This window comes from Chitinophaga sp. 22308 (assembly GCF_052045305.1).
GTDB lineage: Bacteria > Bacteroidota > Bacteroidia > Chitinophagales > Chitinophagaceae > Chitinophaga > Chitinophaga varians_A.
In genome coordinates this window covers 20,651-43,608 of record NZ_JBQEOP010000007.1, presented here as the reverse complement: position 1 = coordinate 43,608, position 22,958 = coordinate 20,651, and the positions used below count along the sequence as shown (strand labels likewise).

The following is a 22,958-nucleotide window of genomic DNA, read 5'->3' as shown; positions in this document are numbered from 1 at the left end:
ACTGTATTTGCCAATAATCATGTAACTGTCCGGATTCGGACAGGGCGATGTCCGTTTTCTAAAATATTGGGTTCGTCCGGTAATAACGATATCACGTAAACGGATACCCTGAAATAGCTATACAAAATAACTTTTTTGATCAACGCGGCAAACGCTGCGGTCCGGGGGGACCGGCTCAGGCATCTTTCACAACACATACGTTCCCTTCGCAATACAATCCACTGCAGCAATTGAGGGCGCTTTCCGTATCACAGTGAGCAGCATGTACCTGGCAATCAGGAATGCCGGCCATGATCTTTTTCATTTCCTCAGGTGTCAGTGCCTGCTTCATTTGCCGGAAATTTAGTTTCTTCAGTTCTGTCGTATTTGGTTCCATCAGGAGAAATTAATGTGGTTATCATAAAAATATTCCCGTACATGATCAATAAATACGGGCAGGGCTAATACGAAACGTATCTTTTACCTTTTCAGGCCGGTGTTTGGGCTGATAGACTTTTTTAAACTCCAGCAGGTGATACAGCAAAACTTCAAACTGGTTCTTATAGATCAGTTGCCCTTTGCTCCAGATCATTCTCCCCGGCCTTCCTTCAATGGCATGCATATCAAAATAGGCCCGTACCGCCCCCTGCTCCTGGAGTCTTTTAACCAGGTGCGTCATGCTTTCCACCTCGCTGGGGATCTGCTGATAAGGAACAGAATGCGCAAATTCAAAGAAGGTAAGGTTCGTTTCATCGAAATTAAAATACCGTTCTGTGGTGAATACTTTTTTATAGTCGCTGCTTTCCTTGAAAAGGTGGTTCATCTGCTCATTATTACGGTACAACGTAAACCAGCTGGAAATATAATCGTGCCGGAGGCAGATCATATCATAATTGTCCAGTATGGTATCGTCCAGGAATTTCCGGATATTACCAAAGAGGATGTCGGTATCCGCCTGGCCCCAGAAATCGTATTCCTGCACGTATTCGTGAAACAGCAGGCCGAATGCCGGCCTTAAGTCACAGATCTTATAAGGCTGTGGCGTCGTCACCACGTCAAAGCCCAATACTGATGTGGCTTTCCGACGGAATGCCTCCAGGGTCATTTCTATAAAACGGACATTAGGAGGCAACTCCAGGCCGGTTTCATGATCAGCAAACAACAAAAAATCGACACCGGGATTATACCGGCAGGATAACACAAAATAGGGGAAATACCAGGGCGTGGGGCCGAAGTAGGTACTCAGGAGCACAATCCGGTGTTCTTTTTTTACTAGCGTCATATCGTGTTATTTAATGTTTTTCCTCGCTTGCCTGCGTTGCAGCGCGCCGTTTTTCGGTACCACAGACGGCATCCACGCAATACAGGCCGCTGCAGCAATTCAGCTGTTGCTCGGTATTGCAGGCTTCTCCATACCGCTGGCAATCCGCCACCGCAGCGCGGATCTTTTTCATGGCTTCCCGGTCCATAGCCTGTTGCGTTATTGATAAAGTCCGGTTTTTCATTTTTTCTGTTAATTTTTTGATGATGAAAGAGAGTTACTTTCCGGCATGTCAGCGGAGCAACTGTTTCAGCTCCGCCAGCTGATATAGCCGTGGCAACCGATGGCCATTTACGAAGTAGGCAGGCGTTGTAGTTATCTCTTCCCGCCTGCACCAGGCGTTCATTTGCGCGATGGCGTGCTCAGCTGCGGGCGATTCGCTGGCCGGGTACCTGGCTGCAAATGTCCCGTAGTGTTTGCGGGGCGATAAGTACCAGTCATCCAAAGCCTGCCGCATCAACTGTTCGTCATGCTTCAGATAAACAGCAAGGAAATGACGTACAACCCTTGTTGCCGGATCATCGGCTTTTCCTGATGCTGCAAAAATGATCTGTATCCTGACGTTGTCATTTTCGTTCAGCAATTCATTGATAGCGGGGTGCGCCCGTGCACAATGGCTGCAATAGGGGTTACATATTTTGACAATCGTATGTTCCGCATCAGCATTGCCCAATATGATACCCAACTGCCTGGGATCGGCTATTATACGCGGCTGTTTAGCCAACTGGCCTTCAAATACCTCTTCATTGTATTTGAGGCTGAACAGTTCTCTTTTCAGTACTGTATTCAGCTGGGCTTTTACCAGCAGCGGTTTCGCCCAAAACCACACCGTTACCGGAATGAAAAAAAGCAGGCCCGCCATTACCAGCAGCTGCGGCTGCACGTTCCACAAGGGTGAGGCGCCATTCAGCGCAGGTTTCCAATAGGCCGGCCAGCTTACCGCCAGTTCAGCAGCCAGCAGCACCTGCACGCAGAGGCATAACAGGCACCACTGCCGGACCACCCGCCATTGATAAAACACGGAAAACAGGATATATGGCAATGCCAGGGCATTCAGCCAGGCCAGCAAGGGCCATGTACCCTCGTGCCCCGACGCTAATACCGCCAACAGAAACCCACCTGCAAAATAAAAGTACCCTGCTTCGCTCCAGCTCAGCCCTCCCGGCAGCCTCGACGCGGGTGACTGCAGCACGGCATCGCAATTGATTTTTTTGCCGGCCGCACACACCTGCTGTAAAGCTAAACCGGACTTGTCTGTCCCGTACCACAATAACAGGCAGGTGATAAAACTGCCGATGCTTTTTATCAGCGCCAACACGACCAACAGCAGCAGATACGGTGGCGTAGCTACGAAAATGCAGCCGCAGGCCATCAGCAACAACAACAGCAGCAGCAACGGCCTGATGGCGCTTCGCGGCAACAGCCGCTGCCTTTCTGTTACGCTGCCTGTGCCTACCGGCTTTTCTGCCAGTAGCACCACTCCACCCCATTCCCGCAGAAATATGTCGCGTTTCTGGGTGATCTCCCTGCTTTTACCTGCCGGGCGCATATACGTAACCTTGTCTTCCGAAACAGCTGTTAAAACAGCAAAAGAGCCACCGTTACTATTCATATAAGCCAACGCTGGAAACGGCAACATGGATAACTCCTCTGCAGCCGGCCGCAACGCCGCATTCCTGATCTTCCATCGGCCCAGCACATCGCTGATGGCCAGCAGGCTGGGATAATCCGGGTGCAGCAACACCGCGTCGGCAACAGCCGCGGTATCCACCCTCATCCTCAGCTGACGCATTAACAGCAGTGTGGCAGCCACAGGGTTTTCGCGTAAGCGGGTGTGTAAGAAGGCATTGATCATCATACATCATATGTTAAATCAGACTGTCAGCGGAGCTTCGTCTGCCATATCGTAACTGCTTACCGGCAATTCCGCCATCCTCCATTTCTCCCGGGTGATCACGTACACCGCTTTGTTCAGCAAGGCACGGTCGTCTTCTGTGAGAACGCCCACCTGCCTGACAAAAATGCCGCCCCGGTGGTGATTAAGCGCATCTGCCCCGATGCCGGAAGAAATCAGCTCCATCAGCAGCCTTTGCAGGAAGGTGCGATAACAGCTCTGGTCTTCGTTCCAGATGACTAATGTCAGGTACAATCCATGCAGGCGCCAGAAGGCGTGCATTTGTATTACCCGGGACACCATTTCAATATGGGCGGTATCGTGCACCCGCAGCAATATGACCTGCCTGGCATGCAACGGTCCGTTCACCCTGGCGGTATCAGGCTGGTACGATGTGCGCCCGGGAAAAATCGCGGCGCCTGCCATTCTGCGAAACAGCTGAATGTCCTCTTCTGTGGCGTTCAGGTATTTTAGCACAGACCTGCCGTGTTCTTTGACTGCACTTACGAGCTGCTGTGCCGGTTGAGGACGGGTAGCCCGTTCCAGCAGCGCCTTACAGGCTTCGCGGCTGTCGGCGACTCCCATTAAAATATCCACGGTGATGGTTTCTCCCGGCTCCAGCAACAGGTCTCCGTGCTGCGCAATCCCCGAATAAGGGCTTACCCCGGAAAGGTCTGCCGGCCGACCGCCTATTCCGTCAGGTCCGTCTGTTTCATAGCGGAGCGCCTGTACTTTGCCTCCGTGTATTCTCATGCTGTAAAACAGCCATGGAGAACGGCCGAAAGCAGTGCTGGTTTTCCGTGTGCAGAAGACCGCCTGTTTATCGGATGCCACTTCCGTTATCACAGGAGGCAACGGCGTACCCCGGGCCGCAACAGGCATCAGTGCCACCTCAGCATATCCTGTCAGCTTCAGGCTCCGTTTTCTGTCTGTAAGGTTATGGACAGACCATCGTCTTATTTCCACATCATCTTCTGGAGAAACCATGACACGGACATGCAGTTCCAGATCCCGGTGCCGGCAATTGAAATCAGCATATCCAAGGGAGAACACAGTTTTATAATCGGAATGCGGTGCAGAAAGCGGATGGCAGGAGGCCGACACGCAGGTTTGCTCCCCTTGTTCACTGACAAAGAAAAACAAGCCACAACGGTCTGGTCCGCCGCCTTCCCAGTGGGTTACAGCCACATCTCCCCAGCGGCTGTAACCTGTACCGGCGTTGGTCATCATCACACGATACCTGCCATTACCCAATAACTGTACCTCGGGCGCCATGGTAACCGTATGTTGCATTCGCGGGGTACCTTCACCAGGCTGTGAAAATATTTCAGGCGCCTGTTCCGGATGTTCCGGGGCTGCCGCTTTTCGCAACAGCAACGCCGTGCTGCCAGGCACGCGCTCCTGTAAAAGCAGCAGCGTGGACTCCAGCTGCGGATCTGCAACAAAGCGACGCTGCATACACCAGTCCGACAACACGTTGGCAAAGGAAAGGAAACTCATTCCCTGATGATGTACCATGTATGTACGCACCGGCGAAAAACGTTGTCCCCTGGAAACACGGGACGGCGTATAGTCCACTGCTTCATATAAGCCATATCTTCCCACCATGCCAAGAGATGCCAGCAGCTGCAGGTTCCCGCAGGCTTCTGCCGGCTGCACCATTAAAGCAAGCGCAGTAGCATAAGGCGCCACCACCTGGTCTTCCTCTGCATGATCGCGTTTCAGGCTGAGCTCCGGGATACCGAATACTTTGTAACCATAATGCGTGCCGTCCGTGAAAGTATTGTAAGCCGATTCTGAAACGCCCCAGGGTATTCCCTGTCTTTTTCCATATGCCATCTGCTGTTGTACGGCGCCCTTACAGGCAACATCCAGCAACGTATTGTCGAAATTAGGCATAACCAGCAGCGGCATGAGGTATTCGAACATGGTACCGTTTGCGGACAACAGCGACAGGACATCATTTTCCCGGACAACAGCCCTTCCGCTTGCAAACCAGGCTTTGACCGGCAGCTTGTCCTGACAAATGGCTACAAACGTGGCAAGCCGCGACTCCGATGCCAGTACATCGTAATTATCAGTATCCAGCGTGTTCGCTTCCACATGATACCCGATTGATAACAGCTGTTCCTGTTTCTTAAACAGGAAATCATACTCCATGTCTGCAAACGAAGCACATTTCGCCACCATATCTTTTAACAATGCAATCCGTTCGCCGGCATACTGTCCGGCACGGGCCATACATTCCCTCAGACCTTCCGGTTCTGCTTCGGCCATGCTACCGGCGTCCGTTGCAAGTGACCATCCTGCCAGCTCATACAGCGAAGGGATATGCCGCGGCAGCAGGTGGCTATACGAAACCGGTATAGCAGGCAGCCATAACCAGGGCGCCAGTGCATTCAACTCGTGCATAATGGCGTTACACTGCTGTTGCAGCGCCGACAGCCAGTAGGCCGCACCTGTTTTCCCCTCTGTGATGATGTTCTCTGCGAGCCGCGATACACAGGACACAAGATGCTCCATGGCCGTTTTAAAATCCCTGAGCGTAACGGGATCTGCTTTAACGCACTGATAAAACTCTGTCTTCAGCGGTTCCGGTATGTTTCCAGCGCCGGCTTCTTCTTTCAACAGCTCGAAGGTATCACGCAGCCCTTTAAACAGCTCTGCGCTGAAAACGGGTTGCGAAGGCATGGAAAGACAGCCCTGGCGCAGTGTCAGCAGGTGGCCGGCCAGATTGCCTGAATCTACCGTGGAGATGAAGTCCAGGGTAGGCTGCATCGTCTTGTTATCATACCAGTTGTAAAAATGTCCTTTATAGCGTTGCAGCCGCCCCATCGCCTCCAATATACCGGAGGTACAGGTGATGAAACGTCCCTGCGTAGAATAGCCGAGATCCACCGCCGCCAGGTTCGACAGCAGGGCAAGTCCCATGTTCGTTGGCGAAGTATAGGTGGCCAGGTGTGGTGTAGGATACTCCTGATAGTGATCGGGTGGCAGCCAGTTGCCTTCACTGTTAACAAACTCTTCAAAGTAGGCCCATGTCCGGCGGGCCAGTTTCCGCAGAAACAACAGCTGTGCAGAGGTGAACTTCGTTTCCTGTACCGTCCAGGAATGTACGAGAAACCACCCCGCCAGCGGAGAAAGCAACCAAAGCAACAGAACGGGCGACAACCACCATATGATGTCCGCCCTGCTGATTACCAGGTAAGCTGTCAGCATAACAGCCATGAAAGGGCCGGCCCACATCACGCGGCATAACGCCCAGATGCTACGCAGCCCCACATACTTCAGGCTTCCGGAAGGTTCCCATTCAAGCAACCTTTTTCCTGAAACAAAGAGGCGCCAATGTACCCGTACAATGGCATCGAGAGCGTTATATGCGTTGAAAGGCAAAGCGATGATATCATAGAGGTTGAGCGCCAAACGGTTGGCCGCCTCCTCAGCCGCGCCTTTCCAGTGCCTGGCGGTCAGCATCCGTCGGGGTGCCTTCAGCAGCTTTCCTGTAAAAAGCACTACGGCAGGTGACATCAATATCAGCAGGGATATCAGCGTCCAGGGTAAAGGATCAGGCATCATGGTCCATCCAAGTATCAGCAGCAGCAGGCAGGCCGGCTGCACCAGGCTGCTGCGCAGGTTGTCGGCCACTTTCCAGCGGGACAATATGCTCAGTGGGTTCCTCACTGCTTTTCCGTGAAACCCGGGCACGCGGGGACCTGTCCACGCCGCAATCTGCCAATCGCCCCGCATCCAGCGGTTACGCCGCTTTACGTCTGTGAGATAGTTAAACGACGGCTCATACAGTTTTACGTCGCTCAGCAAGCCAGATCGCAGATAGGTACCTTCAAGCAGATCATGACTTAATATCCTGTTTTCGGGCAACCGGTCCTGCAAGCATTCAAGCACTATGTCCACATCATAAATTCCTTTGCCGATAAACGATCCTTCTCCGAAGAGATCCTGATAAAGGTCCATCGCAGCAACGGTGTATGGGTCCAGGTCAGGTCCGCTGCCTGTCAGGTACTGGTAAAGAGAATTATCCATGCCCCTGATGTCAGTGGCTATAACGGGTTGCAGGATACCGTAACCGGCTATTACCCGTCCTTTTTCCGGGCTGAATACCGGCTGGTTCAGCGGGTGGGCCATGGCGCCAATCATCTTCCAGGCAGCATCTCTTGGCAGCTGCGTATCTGCGTCCAGTGTAATCACGTACTTTACTGCGGGAACGTTTCCGTTGTTGCCGGCAATAACGGAAAAATTTTCCTGCCGCTGCCCGCGCAGCAGGGCATTCAGCTCCATCAATTTTCCTCGTTTACGCTCATATCCCATCCACCTGGCTTCACCGGCATTCCATTTACGCGGCCTATGGAAAAGGAAAAAAATATCCCCGTTTTCTCCACGATACCTGTTGTTCAGCAATGCTATCTTTTGTTCCACCTGTTGTAGCAATTCCTCGTCCCCCGGCATAGTTTGGTGTATGCTGTCGGTAAAATCCGTCAGTAGTCCGAAGTACAGATGCTGGTACCTGTTGGCGAGATACCGTACCTCCAGCGAGTGCACCAGCTCTTCAATTTCCGATTCGTTTGTGAGCATAGCGGGAACAACAACAAGCGTGCTATATTTCTCCGGGATGCCCTGCGAGAAATCCAACCGCGGCACTAATACCTGTCTGACTGCGGCCGCTGTCAGTCCGTCCACCATATTTTTTGCCGCCTGGCTCCAGCCAACGGCGAGCGCCAGGATGGCCAGTACCATCCATGCGGGATGCAGCTGTGATATGGGTACTATTGCCATGAAACCGGCTATTCCGGCCAGCGTGACGCCCAGTATCGCACCGGGATAAATCAGTAAAGGTACCGCGGCATGTAGCCGCCGCCATATCCGGTGGTTAACGATGCGGATGCCCAGGAATGCTTCCAGTTGCCGCCGTCCTTTTCCGGCGAGGTAATAACCGATATGCCCCTCAGGACCGACCACCGGTTGTCCGGTGCATTCGCCGCAACTGCTTTTTGCCAGTAAAACAGCTGTTTCCGCCACCTTCAGTTCAGACACCTTCGCTTTACCGGCAATAATGCCTACCTGTTTGCGGTAAAACTCGCGGGTAAAGGCGTCCATACGGGTATAGGCGCCCGCTGCGTCGGCACCGAGCACCGGCTCCACAACGCTGCAGGTATCTGCAAACCGGTTCCAGTCCACCGTATCCATGATACGCAGACTGCTCAAGCTGTTGCGGAACGACAGCCGGTCCTGCAATTGTTCTTCTTCTGTGCGCTGTATCAGCCGGTCTGCCGCCGTTCCTTTTTCCATGAGCTTTTGTTCCAGCATTACTAACGGCAGCCCCGCTCCGGGCGCATACGTCCTGAGCCGCCTTATCAGCTCGGCCATCACCATATCGCTTTCGCTGTATGCTGTATGAAAGAAGCCTGCCAACACTTCGTATATGCTTTCCTGGTCATCAGCAGCCCATATCTTACCGGTCCAGCAATTGGCATGATGCTGATCTATCTTTACTACGGCAAATCGCAGGGCAAGGCTGCACAGGTTTTCTATCAGCGCCAGTTTCAATATGGCAGGGATATATTTCAGCTCGCCCGCCCGCAGTACAGATATCGACTGATAAGCGCTGATATAGGAGGCCAGATCTTTCGGTTCTATCTGGGCATTGGTATGAGCAATGATCCCTGCAATGAGATCATAAATCCTCGGAAGCCCGCGGGAGGGCCCGTCTTCCAGGCAGGGTATTTCCCCGGGGTATTTACGGATCAGATTTCTGGCACTATTGATCTGGTCTGCCAGAAAATAAAAACTCGCTTTCCACCCTCTGTTCTGTACCGCCTGCCTGCCTGTCTGGCTCACCCTGGGCAGCAGCTGCTGTACTTCCAGCAACTTTTTCTCGCAGGTGGCCAACCGTTTTAGCAGCCCGGCTATCCTACACCCAGAACCCAAACGGTGGCGGTGCGCAATCTCCCTGCAATGCGCCTCCATCTGTTCTGCATAGAAAAGGGCCGCCCTGAACGGCGGGCGGTGGTCTGCCAGCTTTTTCAGTTTCCGCCGTTTACCGGCATAGAACAACTCTTTACGCCGCAATGATTTTCGCATATCAGATCTTTTGAAATATCGTTTTGATGTAACTGCCCCTTGCCAGGCTGTATTTCAGCCCTGGAGCCTTTCTTTGATATATCCCGCGGTAACGAATACGTTATCTCCCCATAACATATTATGGTGGTTGGCATGCACCTGGCGCACGTCTACATCGTGCGCGTATGTTGCCCATCCGCGGGTATCCCCGCTACCTTCGCTGTTATCGGTGTTCATAGCCGCTTTTATCAACAGAACTTTAGTATTAATGCGGCCCTGGGGAATATAGGCGATGCGGGCATTATATATCCTTACATTAATGAGTCTTGCACAGTATGCAATGCTGTTGGCACGGTGTGGAATTTTCGAGCAAATGAAGTCCGCTACGCAGGACACCATGTCCTTCTCGGGAGTGCCGGCAAGCATCTCCCATAGTTCCGCGCTCCAGTCGGGATAGGGCGGGACCAGTATGCGGAAACCTTCCAGGTAGTCCCTTGTCAGCTCAAGTACCGAAGCGGCGAGGGAGGTTTCCGGAGTAATACCATGCCGGTGGCTGATACCCTGGTCCAGTGCCGCCACGAAATCCAGGCACTCCCCTGCCGCCTCCAGCTGCCGGGCCATTTCGTACATGATATATACGCCGAAAGAATGAGACATGAGCCGGTAAGGCCCTTGCGGCTGCACCGCTTTCATCCAGCGGATATTCTGCGAGGCAATGTCCTGCATACTTTCCAGCGGTGTTTCACCCGGGGAGATGCCCATCATATCAATTCCATACACAGGGCATACTTTCCGGAAGATGTTCCCATACAGCCGGAACCTGTCCGACTTGCCTCCTATCCCGGGTATAATGAACAGCGGCCTGCCTTCATGGTTGAAGTTGAGGTGATGTACGTGTTTATTCCTGCGGCAGTGGTCCGTTAGTGCCGGAACCTGTATGCCCGTTACTGTTACATGTGTTTTTGACATCGTAATAGAATTTGCAATGTTCCTGAGCTGTGGCTGCCTGGTTACGGGCTTCTTTTACAAGCGCCGTTGCCAGTATTTCAGCGGGATCGATGATTCTCATATTTCTCACCGTCCCTGCGGTGAGTATCAGCGGTAACTCGGTACAACCCAGAATAACGGCGTCGGCCCTGTTTTCCTCAAAAAAGCCAACCGCTTCCTCCATCAGTTCCCTCGCCGGAGCTTTAATATTTCCGGAGTTTGACTTAACACCAAATACCGGATCATATATCATGCGATGGATAACGTTTTCCTGGAAGGCCGGAGCTGGCACTATGGGCTCGTATCCATGTTTTTGCAACAGCTCCTGGTAAATACCGGACCGGTATGTTCCGGTTGTTGCCATCAGACCTATCCGGCGGATATGCGGGTGATATGCTTTCAGGTAGCGGCAGGTTTCCAGCGGCATGTGAACGAGCGTAGCGCGGCTTCCTGCCTTCCGCAGTTCTTCCCTGATGACATCATAAATGCGGGGAGCGTGCGCGGTGTTGCATGCAAGCCCTATCACCATGGCGCCGGCATTCTCCAGCTTCTGCACCACCTCCGCGATGCTGTAAGCCGGATTGATCTTCACCTGACCGGCGAGAAAAGCACTTCTGTCCCCAATGTCCCCGGGGAAAGACATGAGGATAACCGGTAAATGCTCCTGATCTTTGCCTGCTGAAGTACAGCGGAGAACATGGCTGAACAGTGCGCATCCCGCCTGCGGCCCCATACCCCCTACAATACCAATAACCTTACTGATACGTACCATCGTGCTGTTCATTCAGTATATGCTATACCGTTAGTAACTGTTCGGTTAACTTCTTCGAAAATGGCCAGCGCATTATCGATCAGTTCCCGGTTCACGATTAACGGAGGAAGAAAACGCACCACGTTGTTGTAATGTCCTCCTATTTCAAAAACCAATCCTTTGGCGAAACACATCTTCCTGATCGTTCTCACGATGGCCGGATCGGGGGCTTTGGATTTTTTGTCCTTCACGTATTCCACCCCAATGAATAATCCTTTGCCCCTGATATCTCCCACGGCAGGCGAAAAAGCCAGCAGTTCGTGCAGCCGGGACAGCATGTAGGCTCCCATTTCCCGAGTATGCTCTGCCACATTGTATTCCCTCACAAAATCAAATGCGCCGTTGCCCGCTGCGATGCTGACCTGGTTTCCCCTGAAGGTCCCGATATGATCACCGGCTCCCCAGGATTCGACCTGTTTGTTGTAGATAATGGCAGAAATCGGAAACCCGATACCACCCAAACCTTTGGACATGGTGATGATGTCGGGGAATACATTGCTCTCGCGGAACGCCCAGAAATCTCCTGTTCTGAAAAATCCGCATTGTATTTCGTCGAAAATCACCACGATATCATTTTCCCTGGCTATGTTCACTATCTTTTCCAGGAACCCCTCCTTGGGGATAACGGTTCCGCCTTCGCCCTGAATGGGCTCCAGCAGGATCGCTGCCGGCTTTGCCATGCCAGAATGAGGATTTTCCAGCACATACCTCAGGTACTCTGCGCAATCCAGCTGGCAGTTGTCGGCCGTTTTTTTGAACGGACACCTGTAGCAATAACTGTATGGAACGAAACTCACATTGGGCATATTGGAGCGCAGCTTCTCGCGCAGCTTTACAAGGCTGGTTGCCGACAAAGCCCCGGAAGTCATCCCGTGATAAGAGCCATGGAAGGCGATTACGCCTTCTCTTCCCGTTTTATGTTTGGCCAGTTTGATAGCTGCTTCAACAGCATCGGACCCGGTGGGGCCGCAAAAACTGACTTTAAATTCACTGCGGAGTTCAGCCGGCAGCTGGTGCAGAATTTTCTGAATCAGTTCAATTTTGTTCACCGTCGGGAAGTCCAGCATGTGTATCAGGTCTTCCTGCTGACGCCTTACATATTTCAGCACATAGTCGTTACAATGGCCTACATTCAATACACCGGCGCCGCTGAAAAAATCGATGAAGCGGTTTCCGTCGACATCTTCAACTATCGCTCCCCTGGCGCGTTTTACAGCCATTGGCATTTCCCTGGGATAGGAGACAATACTGCCTTCAAGAGAACGCTGTATGTCCAGCAGCTCTTTAGAGCGTTCACCGGGAATAGTTTCAGACACGATCCTTGCGCCGGGCCCCAGGTGAAAATCCTGAAACCTGGCCGCAGGTCTGTCCTGCAATACTTCAGCGGGAGACAATGGGGTATCGAATGAGTCAGGCTCATGAGGGTTTTTCTTTTCCATCTTTCTGAGGGTTTTAATGTGATCGATTCATTTAACGGCGGGCTCCTTTTTTTGAAGCTCCTCGCGGCATAATTTCAGATAGGGCTCAACAGGTTCAAGATCGAAGCCCAGCTCCTTTGAATGTTCCAGGTTATTAAAGGCGGGCGCATATTTCTGCAGCGCCATCTGGGCGTGGCCCAGCAGGTAGTAGGCCAGTGAAGACGAAGGCGAAAGCCGGATATTGTCCAACAGGATTTTTTCCGCCACTTCACTATTTCCTTCCACGAAAATGTATCCCAGCTCATTCAGCGTTTTGCACCGGGTAATGCTGTCGGCCGTGGCTTTCAGTTGCCCTATGCCTTTGAACATTTCGGCAACACCGCGTTTCCTGTATAGTTGCAGTAGCCTGATGGTGTGACTGGGATATTGCCCCACCACGTATTCCGAGCGGAAAAAAGCACTCAGGTCCAGCCCTGTGGTGAGCTCATTTATCCTCCGGGCCATCACGGTACCACGGTCGCTGTTGGTCAGCATTACAAAACCGCATTTCTTTTTTACGGAATAGAACATGAGGTTTTTGAAGCCCGGGGTAATACCTCCATGAGACAAGATGGTATCGCCCGGCGTAATGATCAGCTCAAAGCCCGGCCCATAGCAATATGCGGGGTTATGCGGGTCTAGCCCTATCCGGGGTGTCTGTATCTCCCGTACCCTGTCGGCAGAAATATTCTTCCCGTCAAACAAGGCGATGACCAGCTTCGCATAATCGGCGGCCGTAAGATGCATCCCGCCGGCAGGAACCGGACCTTCGTTTTTCCATTTTTTATAGGCTACCCCCAGGCTGTTGTGGCCCACGGCATAGTTAAGCGGTTGGGTTTTGTAGGACGTGTATGTATGTTTCAAATGCAGTGGGGAGATAATCATCTTCGATATGTACTCGTCGTACGATTGGCCCAGCAGTTTTTTTACCACTTCCGCGAGGTACTGGTATCCTTCGCCGGAATAGACAAATTTGGTTCCCGGGTCGGCCATGATTTCCAGCGTATCCGGGTTATTGTCAGGCTTCCAGTTTTCTATTCCTGAACAGTGACTCAACACCATGCGGGCGGTGATCAACCGGTACCGATTGTCGTGTTTGAGCATATCATATTCGAGATAGCGGCAAAGCGGCGTATCGGATTGCAGAACACCTTTATCTATCAGCCTGTTGACCACAAATACCAGGAAACTTTTACTCAGGGAACCGGCCTCGAAGATGGTTTCGTCATTGATCCGCCTGTTGCCGTTCAGCGGACGGCATTCAAAATTTTTATAAAAAGCGAGGCGACCATCACGGATAACGGCCAGTGAAAGGGCAGGCACCCCTGCTTCCCACATCATCCGGTGGACCTGCCGGTCGAAACCCTTTGAAGACGCCGATTGCGACCTGGCCACTACCGACAGGCAGAGACCACACGCCAGCAGGAGACTACAGTGTTTGAGGATATTGATTTTCATGCGGTTAAATTGAGCGTGTAGTAAGGGCTATCTGGCCAGTTCCTCCAGGCTTTCGCGGTAATGGTCCATAAAGGTTTTGATAGTCAGCGGCGCGTACTGCTCCGTGCTATAGGTGAGGCTTAACTCCAGCCGTCTGTTGATCAGCATTCCTGATATGGTCCAGTCGTACTCCCTGGTCCGCTTCGGTGAAATTTCCCGTCCCGTGGGTTCTGCTGCTATTCGGTAGGCGCGGCCGGCCAGGTCGGCATCAAACTGGCCGAGGTAATTGAAGTTGATCTGCGGCCGGGCCTCCTGTCCGGTGGGAGGCGCGCCGGGTGCGAGATATTTACGCACCAGATAGTCGACGCCGTTATTCGGTATACGGCGAAGAAGGCCCCGTACGTCTTTTACTATGGCTGGCAGGTAGTCTTCCGCGCTTTCGAGCAGCACCGGGTATATAGCCGTGAACCACCCCAGCGTGCGGCTGACGTTAACACCCTGCGTCAACTCTTCTCTACCGTGAGCTTCCAGGTCGACCAGTATATTTTGTTTTCCGTATTGTTTTCTTACCGCTGCCAGCAGCGCACCCAGCAACATTTCGTCTACGCGGGCATTATACCATGCCTGGCCGTTTCCAAGGAGATCGGCAGTGGCGCGGCTGTTCAGTGTAAAAGAAACCGTGCGGCTATCGCCTGTCAAACCGGGAGGTCTGTTAAAATCCCGCCGCAGAGGGTCCACCGGCTTACGGGATATCTCGTCCCAGTATCTGGCGGCTTTCCGGAACTTTTTACTCCGCGCATACTCCCGCAGGTGCAGGGCCCATGTTTTTAACGAGTCGGTCTTCAGCGGGAAGTCCGGTGGTTTTCCATTTATTGATTGTTTATACAGACGGTCAATGTCTTCGAACAGTATACGCCATGATATTCCGTCTATCGCCAGATGATGGACCACGATCAACAGCCTGCTGCCATCTTTCAGATGAAACAGCCCCGGCTTTATCAGCGGTCCGTTTTCCAGATCTATCCCTGCCTGTAGCTTATTACATTCCTCCAGTAGCAGCGCCTCAGGCGTCGCTATGTTACGCAGGTCTGTTTCCGGTACAAGCAACGGCTGTCCAGGGGGCCTGCACTCCTGTACCACTGTCCCGTCTTTATAACGGAACACCATCCGCAGCGCGTCATGGTGGTCGGCTATCCTGCTCAAAATTTCACGGGCCATGTCAACAGACAAACCGTCAGGGAAATGCAGCATGACCGACTGGTTAAAGTGTTGCTTTTCAGCGGTGGCGTCTGCAAAAAAATGCAGCTGTACCGGTAACAGAGGAACGATGCCGGTTTCAGCTTCCTGCGGTGAAACAAGCGACCTCTTTATCAGCCGCCTGGCGAGCTCGCGGATGGTCTCGCAGGCCATGATATCCTTTACGCCGATTTCATATCCGGCGCTGCGCACCCTTGCGCTGATTTGCAGTGCCTTTATCGAATCAGCACCCAGCATAAAAAGGTTGTCTTCCACTCCTATCTGCGTTTCCTCCAATACCTCTTCCCAAATACCTGCCAGCAATGTTTCTTCAGGGGTAACAGGAGCAATGTAGTCACCGGTCAGCCGGGAAGCCGGCCCGGGAAGCGCGGCCACGTCCAGCTTACCGTTGGGTGTCAGTGGAAAGTACTCCAGCGCGATATAATGCATCGGCAACATATAGGCCGGCAGTCGTTCTGCGAGAAAATCCCGTAGTGCCGTTGACGTTGTTTTCTCTGCAGGCACGTAGTAGGCGGCCAGGTGTTTTCCTTTATTATCTTCCCGTGCGATGACTGCCGCATCGCGAACAGCGTAGTGTTGCAGCAGATGATGCTTTACCTCCGCCGGCTCAACGCGAAAACCCCGGATCTTCAGCTGTGTGTCTATTCTTCCCAAAAATTCGATAATACCTCCGGGCAACCACCGGGCAAGATCACCGGTCCGGTATAGCCGGTCACCGTTTACAAACAGGTTGTCCATAAACTTAGCTCTGGTCTGGTTTTCATCGTTGAGATAGCCTTTTGCCACGCCATCGCCGCCAACATACAGTTCGCCCGGCACCCCCACGGCCTGAAGATTACCATCCATATCGAGTATATAAGCCGTGGAATTGCTGACCGGTTTCCCCACAGGAATATTGTACAGGTAATCTTTCTGAATAAGATGACAAGCAGAAAAAGTAGTATTCTCCGTAGGTCCGTACCCGTTAATTACCTGTAGGCCCGGATGCTGCTGGCGCACCTGGTTGATATAACGCGGTGTCAGTACATCGCCGCCAACGAGGAGATAGCGCAACGGTTTAAATATGGAAGCATCTATGCCTGTATGCTGATCGAATAACGATGCAGTCAGCCACAGCGTGTTAATGTTGTATTCTGCCAATGCTTTCCCCAGCTTCGCCGTATCCATCAGCACTTCTTTACCAGGGAGGAAAAGCCGCCCGCCGTTGAGCAACGCGCCCCATATCTCGAAAGTGGTAGCGTCAAAAGCGGGTGCGCCTGTCTGCAAAATATGTGTCTGCCGGTTAAGTGTCACATAGTTCGTGTTTTTCACCAGCCGTATCACATTCCGGTGAGTGACCGCTACCCCTTTGGGGATACCGGTCGACCCTGAAGTGAACATTACATAAGCGGTATCATCCGGGCCTGCCGGCAAACTTTCGTTGTCGGGGTCATTTTCCGCTTTGAGCGTTTCGATGATGCATACAGCAACATCTTCCGGAAGCCATCCGGCGTAATGTTGCTGTGCGAGAACAGTCTTCACCTTTGCTTCTTTCAGCATGAGCTCATGCCTGCCGGCGGGGTGCTCTGGATCCAGCGGCAGGTAAGCTGCGCCTGCTCTTAGAATACCAATTATGGCAGCTACTGCCTCAATGGACCGGTCGGCCAGCACGGCCACACAGGTCCCTCGCCCGCCGCCCTGCCGGCGTACCTCCCCGGATATGACAGTTGCCATTTCATGCAATCGCCGATAGCTGACGCTTATTTCTCCGGCGGTAATGGCCGTATTTTCGGGGGCGAGTCGCACCTGTTCTTCAAACAATGCCGTAATCGTGTTATCCGAAGGATAACTGGTCCTCGTGTCGTTAAATTCGCAGCGTATCTGGTATATCTCACTTGCGGTGGTCATTTCCGCCTCACTGACTTTTGCTTTTGCCGCGCCCAGGCAGTTCGCCAGCAGGATAAAATAGCGGTCTGCCAGCTGCTGAATAAACCCCGCATCCATGCGGGCCGCATTATACTGTACCTCCAGCTCCAGTTCCTGCTGTACGCGGAAACAGAAAAGCAGGTCCGGAGTATGGGCACCGAATGATTCGGGGGAGTGTATCCCCCTGACCATCATGCCCGTTGTTGCCACCTCATTCAAGATGTCCCTTTTTCGTTCCAGTATGCGCTCAACAGGGTATCCGCTATGCTGAAGATCGGCTGCCAGCATATCTTTCAGCTTCAGCAGAAAATCCTGGAATGAAACATCCCCGAAATCATTCATGCGGACTGGCACAATACGTTCATCGTCTCCAGCCAATACAGCATCGCTGTACACGGGGCAGAGGATCATCACGTCGCCGGACATGGAGTATTTTCTGGCCAGTATACCTAATACAGCCAGCAGTACAATATACCGCGCCTTGTCCGACACAGCGATACGCTGAAGCCTGCCTGTTACCTCTGTCGGTGCAGTAACAGTACAGGTGGCTGTCTGGCGGGCGACATGGCTATCGTGGAGTTTTCCATAGTCAATAAAATAAGCGGCAGGTTGAAATCCGGCAAAACGTTGTTGCCAGTAACTTCTTGCCCTGGCCCTTGCGTTTGTTTCAAGGGACTTGTAATCGAGTGTGGGTCCGGTAGACATGTATATAAGTGCTGGGAGTTAAAAAATCAGAAGTTAAAAGAGATTTCTTCACCGGCAGTGGCAGGCGCAATGCTGCTGTCATCTATAACATCGGCGATGGCGCCTGCGGAGTGACGCGCTAGTTTTTGCGTCAGCTCAACAAACCGGGATGCCAGCAACCGGGCATCTTCGGGGGTAAAGTACTGCCTTGAAAATTCCAGGCGGAAGTAAAAGGCTGTATCATCTTCAAACGCGATGAGCGTCAGCGGGTATGCAGGGGAAGCGTGCTCCACTTCATATAGCCGGAAAGGTGATCCGGTTGCCTCCAAATGTCCGCGTTCAAAATTTTGAAAAACAAACATGGTCCTGAACAGCTCGCGTTCCTGTTGACCACCCCTCCTGTTCAGAACATGCTGAATATCCGAAAGATCATACACCTGGCGGTCGCCTGCCTGCACCAGGTGGCGATGCAGGTCATAGATAAAATCCGTTACCTTTTGGTCCGGACGAACCAGGCTCCTCACCGGCAACGTTTTCACAAACATTCCCACCACATTTTCCAGCTCATACTGCGTTCTTCCCGAAGCTGCAACCCCTACTACAATATCTTCCTGGCCGGTGATCTGCGAAAGAAAGAGGAAATACACAGACAATAATACAGGGGCAATAGTGACATCCTTTTCACTCAAATCTTTTATCAGCGGCGCCAGCAACTGTTTGCTGACTGCGACCGTCACCTGTCCGGCCTGGTCCGGCAGCTCACCCGTTCCGCGGGAAACGGGCAGATGTAGTACGGGCACTTCCCTTTCCAGTATTTTCAGCCAGAACTCGCGGTTGGCAAGGTATTCTTCCGTCATCCTGAAATTCCATTCCCATTCTGCGTAATCCTTATATTGTATGGCCAGCGGGGGCAGCATCTTTCCCTGGTAGAGCTTTATAAAATCGGCATACAGTACCTGCTGTGAAATGCCATCGCAGATAATATGATGTATGTCCATCACAAGTATGCTGCGGCCATCGTTTACAGTAATCAGCATACATCGGAGCAACGGGGCACATTCGAGGTCAAAAGACCTCACAAAAGAAGCGATAGCTCCCGTTATTGCATGAGGGTCACAATTTATTGCTTCCAGGGAGAAGTTGATATCTTCCTGTATTACCTGCATCAACCGGTCGTCAACAAACCGGAAAGCTGTTCTCAGGCTTTCATGACGGCGTAACAGCGCTTGGACGGCGGTCTCAATCTTGTCCCGGTGTACCTCACCGGCTATCTCCCAGGCCACCGGCATGTTGTACGCAGTACTGTTGCGGTCCGTAGCATAATCGTAGTACATTCGCTCCTGGACGGCAGTAACATGATAGGCGGCTTTCGGCACAGCGGGAGTGATGGTATAAAACGTTTCACGGGCCGACTGCCGGATAAGCGCCGCCTGCTTTTTGATGGTCAGGTTATCGAACAGCGCCTGCAGGGAAAATCTCACCTGGAATTCGTTGTATATCCTGCCGATCAGCTTCATCACCGCGAGCGAATTGCCGCCGGCATGGTGAAAACTGTCGTCTGTTGAAATGGGTCTGTCTCCGAGAATTTCTTTCCAGATACCCAGCAATGAGACCTCTGTATGGTCCGTCGGGGCAACGATCGGACGCTGGCGGTTCCCAACCTGGCTCTTTAGTTTGTTGTAGTCAATTTTTCCGTTGCTCAGCAGGGGGAACCTATCTACCTTCTCTACCACCGGGGGAATCATATAAGCTGGCAGGTTGGCATGAAGATGCTCCAAAATGCGTGTTAGAGCATCGGGGTGGTTTTTGTATGTTTCCTGTAACACTACGAAGGCCATCAGGGAGGTGTTGCCGTTTTCCCCGCGGTCGGTGACCAACGCGCTTTTTACTATGCCGGAGGCTATCAGCTGCTGCTCTATCTCATCCGGTTCTATCCGGATACCGTTGACCTTCATCTGCCGGTCTGCCCTGCCTATCAGGTCTACTTTTTTATTTACCAGGAAGCGCGCAATATCCCCTGTCCGGAATGCGATGGTATCCCCCAATACTTCGTCATGTATTCTTACAAACCGTTCCCTGGTCATCTCCGTATCATTCAGGTAGCCTTTGGTTGCATAGTTGGTGATGATATACAGCTCCCCCGGGATCATAGGCCCACAGGGTTGTCCGGCATCATCACAGATCATCAGCCTCGTATCCGCGATCGGCTCCCCTATTGGTATCCTGGCTTTGCTGATATCAGCAGGTGTGATGCGGTGAAAGACGCGGACCATTGTACATTCTGTGGGCCCGTACAGATTCACCAGCTGTATCCTTTCCCCGAAAACAGCGTACCACGGGGCCAGCTCAGAAGGAATCACTTTCTCGCCGGATAGCAGCACATGTTTCAGCTTACTGAAATGCTGCGTGGTAAGCCTGTCGTTGTTGATGAGCTGGAATAAAGACGGTACGCAGTGGACAAGGGTGATCCCCTCCCGGTCTATCCATTCGGTAATGCGGTCAGGCGCCAGGAAAGTTTCATCATCGGGCGGCACGCAGATCGTCCCGCCCTGCAGCAACGGTGCAAAGATGTCCCGCAGAAAAGCATCGAAATAGGGGCTGATGAACTGACTGCATCTGCAGCCTGTATCAATGCAGAACGTTTCGGTTTCCCATTTCAGGAACTGCAACAGGCTGCCATTTCTGCCGATAATCCCTTTGGGCCTGCCGGTTGACCCGGAGGTAAAATAAATATAAAGGCTGTCCTGTTCGTCCCACGGAGGATAGATACCTGCTACCACATCTGCCTGTTGCGGGCTGGCAGCCGCATCTTCCACATAGCAAATGGATACATGCGCATCGTGCAGCTTATTGATATGGGGCGAGCAACGGGATGTCAGGAAAACGGCGGGGGCCAGTTCTTCCAGGATGGTCGCCAGCCGGTTGGCCGGCAGCGAAAGGTCTACCGGCACAAAAACACATCCTGCATTGGCAATACCGATAATAGCAGTGATGAGATCTGCGCGATCGCTGAAATAGACAGCTATCCTTGCTTCTTTTCCAAGCTCCATGCCCGTTAAAAAGGAGGTAATGCTGTTGGCGCCGGTCAGCAGCTCTGCGTAGCTGACATGCCTGCTGCCGCACTCCACGGCGGTCTTATCAGCATGGCCACGCAGGCTGCTGATCAGTTCAGACTGAAAGGTCATAACATAGATTTAATTGGCGAGATTTGCGTATGATCGGTCCCTGTAAGGGAAACAGGCGGGCTATCGGAAGTATTCGTCCAGCAATATGCCCAGTGTCAGTACAATCATCAGCTGGTCTGTTTCAAAAGGCAGATCAAGAGTGAATGTTTCCTGACTGTACATTTTTTTCAGGTGTTCTACCTGTCCCGGATTAAAAATCCCCTGTCTCTTTATCTGCTCATATGACAGCAGGTCATTGATATATTCCACATTGCGGCGGAGAAGGTAAGGACTGCCGGGCGCCACGAACCCGTATTTTTCTCTTTCAACCACATTTTTGGGAACAAAGCGTCCGGCCATTTTTTTCAGGATGTATTTTTCGGTAAACCCATTCAGTTTAAGATCCGAGGGGACGGTTGCAGAAAACTCCACCAGCTCCCTGTCCAGGAAAGGATACCTGACTTCCACGGAATTGGCAAGCGCCATCCTGTCTCCATGATCAGACACGAGGTGATCCACCAGCCGGAGCTTATAATCGATATACGCTCTTTTATTCACCATATCCCGGTTCCTAAGCCTGTCCCTGTTGACCACAAAATGCCGGAGGCAGTTGAAGTCGTGGTAAACCGCATTTACCGCGTCGCCATAAAGGCTTCTTTTGTCTGCCTCCGTCTCCACAAAATTACGCTCGTAAAAAAAGTCCCCGTCGCCCCATACTTTTTCGCGGAGCGCCTGCTCGCGCGGGGTAATGGCATGTTGCATCACCTGCATGGCCCTCATTTTATCGAACCTGAAACCTACATACCCGGCAAACAACTCATCGGCGCCTTCGCCGGACAATACGACTTTAATGCCTTTTGAACGGACCGACTCTGACAGGGAAAGCGAGGCGGTATTGTAGGATTCCTTCAAAGGACATTCACAATGATAGATCACTTGCCGCAGCCTTTCGCTGATATCATCATAAAAGAAGATCTTCCGGTTAAGCGCGGCCTTGCTTTCTCTTGCCACGAGTTGCTGATATGCTGATTCGGAAAACTGCGATTCCACAAAATCTATCGAGAAAGCCTCTTTCACATTCCCCGCTGCCAACAGACAAACCTTCATGGCAATGGCAGATGAGTCCAGCCCTCCGCTCAGATAAAATCCCAACGGCACATCACTCCTCAGCCGGAGGTTTACCGATGCGCAAAACAGCTCCTCCAGTCTGTCTACAAAATATTTCTCGGGTTTTCCGCCGTCTCCTATCTGCCCTTCGGGATAAATGAGATCCCAGTATTCCACCTTGCTGATCTTTCCTTTGTTATCAATATGCAGATAGTGACCGTTTTCGAGGCTGGAAATATTTTTAAACATTGTGACAGGACTGATCAGCCCTGCAAACGTCAATATCTGGTCCAGCCCTGTGAGGTTCAACTCCCGGGTTACCAGGGGATGCTCCAGTATCGCTTTGATCTCTGAACCAAAAATAAAGGCATTGCCGGCAATTGTATAGAAGAATGGCACGATGCCCATCTGGTCACGTACACCGTAAGCGCATTGTTTTTTGCGGTCATACAGCAAAAAGGCAAACTGGCCGTTCAGCTTGTTCAGGAAGTCCATCCCGTGTTCTTCATACAAGTGCACGATGACCTCTACATCTGAATCCGTCCGGAACGCGTGTCCTTTTTTCTTCAGTTGCTGCCTGAGCTCTATATAGTTAAATATCTCCCCGTTGCAGATCACGACAACAGACCTGTCTTCATTATACAGGGGCTGCATTCCGTTTTCCAGGCCGATGATGCTGAGCCGGGAAAAGCCCAGCGCCACATTATCAAGCAGTACTGTTTCCTGGGCATCCGGTCCGCGGTGGCGTAGCTTGCTGTTCATTTGCGCTACGATCTTTTTGTCATATTCCGACAGCGGTCCGTCATATTTAATATATCCGCAAATTCCACACATAAAATAGCGTTAAATATCAGGTTAAGTTTGTGTAAACCGGCGTGCT

At 52.1% G+C, this 22,958-nt stretch carries 12 protein-coding genes; all 12 read right to left on the bottom strand.

Annotated features, from left to right (window positions below; all coding sequences use genetic code 11):
• Window positions 1-175: 175 nt before the first annotated feature.
• Genes ACTJJS_RS26240 through asnB form a run of 12 tightly spaced genes read right to left on the bottom strand, consistent with a single transcriptional unit; the run spans window position 176 to window position 22,912 of the window.
• The gene (locus tag ACTJJS_RS26240; protein WP_168873991.1) at window positions 176-376 is read right to left on the bottom strand and encodes a hypothetical protein; all 201 of its coding nucleotides are present in this window, start codon (window positions 374-376) and stop codon (window positions 176-178) included.
• A 45-nt stretch (window positions 377-421) separates the two neighbouring features.
• On the bottom strand, window positions 422-1,261 hold the full coding sequence (locus ACTJJS_RS26235) for a DUF6625 family protein (protein ID WP_440666284.1): 840 nt from the start codon (window positions 1,259-1,261) through the stop codon (window positions 422-424).
• 10 nt (window positions 1,262-1,271) lie between these two features.
• The gene (locus ACTJJS_RS26230; RefSeq protein WP_440666282.1) at window positions 1,272-1,484 is read right to left on the bottom strand and encodes a hypothetical protein; all 213 of its coding nucleotides are present in this window, start codon (window positions 1,482-1,484) and stop codon (window positions 1,272-1,274) included.
• Between the two features lie 48 nt (window positions 1,485-1,532).
• Window positions 1,533-3,158, bottom strand: coding sequence for a vitamin K epoxide reductase family protein (locus ACTJJS_RS26225; RefSeq protein WP_440666280.1), 1,626 nt, complete (start codon window positions 3,156-3,158; stop codon window positions 1,533-1,535).
• A gap of 15 nt (window positions 3,159-3,173) precedes the next feature.
• Window positions 3,174-9,290 carry a glucoamylase family protein gene (locus tag ACTJJS_RS26220; RefSeq protein ID WP_440666279.1) on the bottom strand — a complete coding sequence of 2,039 codons (6,117 nt, stop codon included), beginning with the start codon at window positions 9,288-9,290 and terminating at the stop codon, window positions 3,174-3,176.
• Between the two features lie 54 nt (window positions 9,291-9,344).
• Window positions 9,345-10,238 carry a thioesterase domain-containing protein gene (locus ACTJJS_RS26215; RefSeq protein ID WP_440666277.1) on the bottom strand — a complete coding sequence of 298 codons (894 nt, stop codon included), beginning with the start codon at window positions 10,236-10,238 and terminating at the stop codon, window positions 9,345-9,347.
• Window positions 10,168-11,040 carry an aspartate/glutamate racemase family protein gene (locus ACTJJS_RS26210; RefSeq protein WP_440666275.1) on the bottom strand — a complete coding sequence of 291 codons (873 nt, stop codon included), beginning with the start codon at window positions 11,038-11,040 and terminating at the stop codon, window positions 10,168-10,170. Before ACTJJS_RS26210 ends, ACTJJS_RS26215 begins: the two co-directional genes overlap by 71 nt.
• Entirely contained in the window at window positions 11,037-12,506 is a 1,470-nt protein-coding gene (locus ACTJJS_RS26205; protein WP_440666274.1) for an aspartate aminotransferase family protein, read from the bottom strand. Before ACTJJS_RS26205 ends, ACTJJS_RS26210 begins: the two co-directional genes overlap by 4 nt.
• A 27-nt stretch (window positions 12,507-12,533) precedes the next feature.
• Window positions 12,534-13,982: a serine hydrolase gene (locus ACTJJS_RS26200; RefSeq protein ID WP_440666272.1), complete on the bottom strand. Its 1,449-nt coding sequence runs from the start codon at window positions 13,980-13,982 to the stop codon at window positions 12,534-12,536.
• 27 nt (window positions 13,983-14,009) lie between these two features.
• Window positions 14,010-17,828, bottom strand: coding sequence for an amino acid adenylation domain-containing protein (locus ACTJJS_RS26195; protein WP_440666270.1), 3,819 nt, complete (start codon window positions 17,826-17,828; stop codon window positions 14,010-14,012).
• A gap of 26 nt (window positions 17,829-17,854) precedes the next feature.
• Entirely contained in the window at window positions 17,855-20,992 is a 3,138-nt protein-coding gene (locus ACTJJS_RS26190; protein WP_440666268.1) for an amino acid adenylation domain-containing protein, read from the bottom strand.
• A gap of 60 nt (window positions 20,993-21,052) precedes the next feature.
• Window positions 21,053-22,912 carry an asparagine synthase (glutamine-hydrolyzing) gene (asnB, locus tag ACTJJS_RS26185; RefSeq protein ID WP_440666266.1) on the bottom strand — a complete coding sequence of 620 codons (1,860 nt, stop codon included), beginning with the start codon at window positions 22,910-22,912 and terminating at the stop codon, window positions 21,053-21,055.
• Window positions 22,913-22,958: the final 46 nt, after the last annotated feature.

Excerpts from the sequence above, each read along its gene's own strand:
- ACTJJS_RS26240 (WP_168873991.1), bottom strand. The coding sequence starts at position 376 with ATGGAACCAAATACGACAGAACTGAAGAAACTAAATTTCCGGCAAATG.
- ACTJJS_RS26235 (WP_440666284.1), bottom strand. The coding sequence starts at position 1,261 with ATGACGCTAGTAAAAAAAGAACACCGGATTGTGCTCCTGAGTACCTAC.
- ACTJJS_RS26230 (WP_440666282.1), bottom strand. The coding sequence starts at position 1,484 with ATGAAAAACCGGACTTTATCAATAACGCAACAGGCTATGGACCGGGAA.
- ACTJJS_RS26225 (WP_440666280.1), bottom strand. The coding sequence starts at position 3,158 with ATGATGATCAATGCCTTCTTACACACCCGCTTACGCGAAAACCCTGTG.
- ACTJJS_RS26220 (WP_440666279.1), bottom strand. The coding sequence starts at position 9,290 with ATGCGAAAATCATTGCGGCGTAAAGAGTTGTTCTATGCCGGTAAACGG.
- ACTJJS_RS26215 (WP_440666277.1), bottom strand. The coding sequence starts at position 10,238 with ATGTCAAAAACACATGTAACAGTAACGGGCATACAGGTTCCGGCACTA.
- ACTJJS_RS26210 (WP_440666275.1), bottom strand. The coding sequence starts at position 11,040 with ATGAACAGCACGATGGTACGTATCAGTAAGGTTATTGGTATTGTAGGG.
- ACTJJS_RS26205 (WP_440666274.1), bottom strand. The coding sequence starts at position 12,506 with ATGGAAAAGAAAAACCCTCATGAGCCTGACTCATTCGATACCCCATTG.
- ACTJJS_RS26200 (WP_440666272.1), bottom strand. The coding sequence starts at position 13,982 with ATGAAAATCAATATCCTCAAACACTGTAGTCTCCTGCTGGCGTGTGGT.
- ACTJJS_RS26195 (WP_440666270.1), bottom strand. The coding sequence starts at position 17,828 with ATGTCTACCGGACCCACACTCGATTACAAGTCCCTTGAAACAAACGCA.
- ACTJJS_RS26190 (WP_440666268.1), bottom strand. The coding sequence starts at position 20,992 with ATGACCTTTCAGTCTGAACTGATCAGCAGCCTGCGTGGCCATGCTGAT.
- asnB (WP_440666266.1), bottom strand. The coding sequence starts at position 22,912 with ATGTGTGGAATTTGCGGATATATTAAATATGACGGACCGCTGTCGGAA.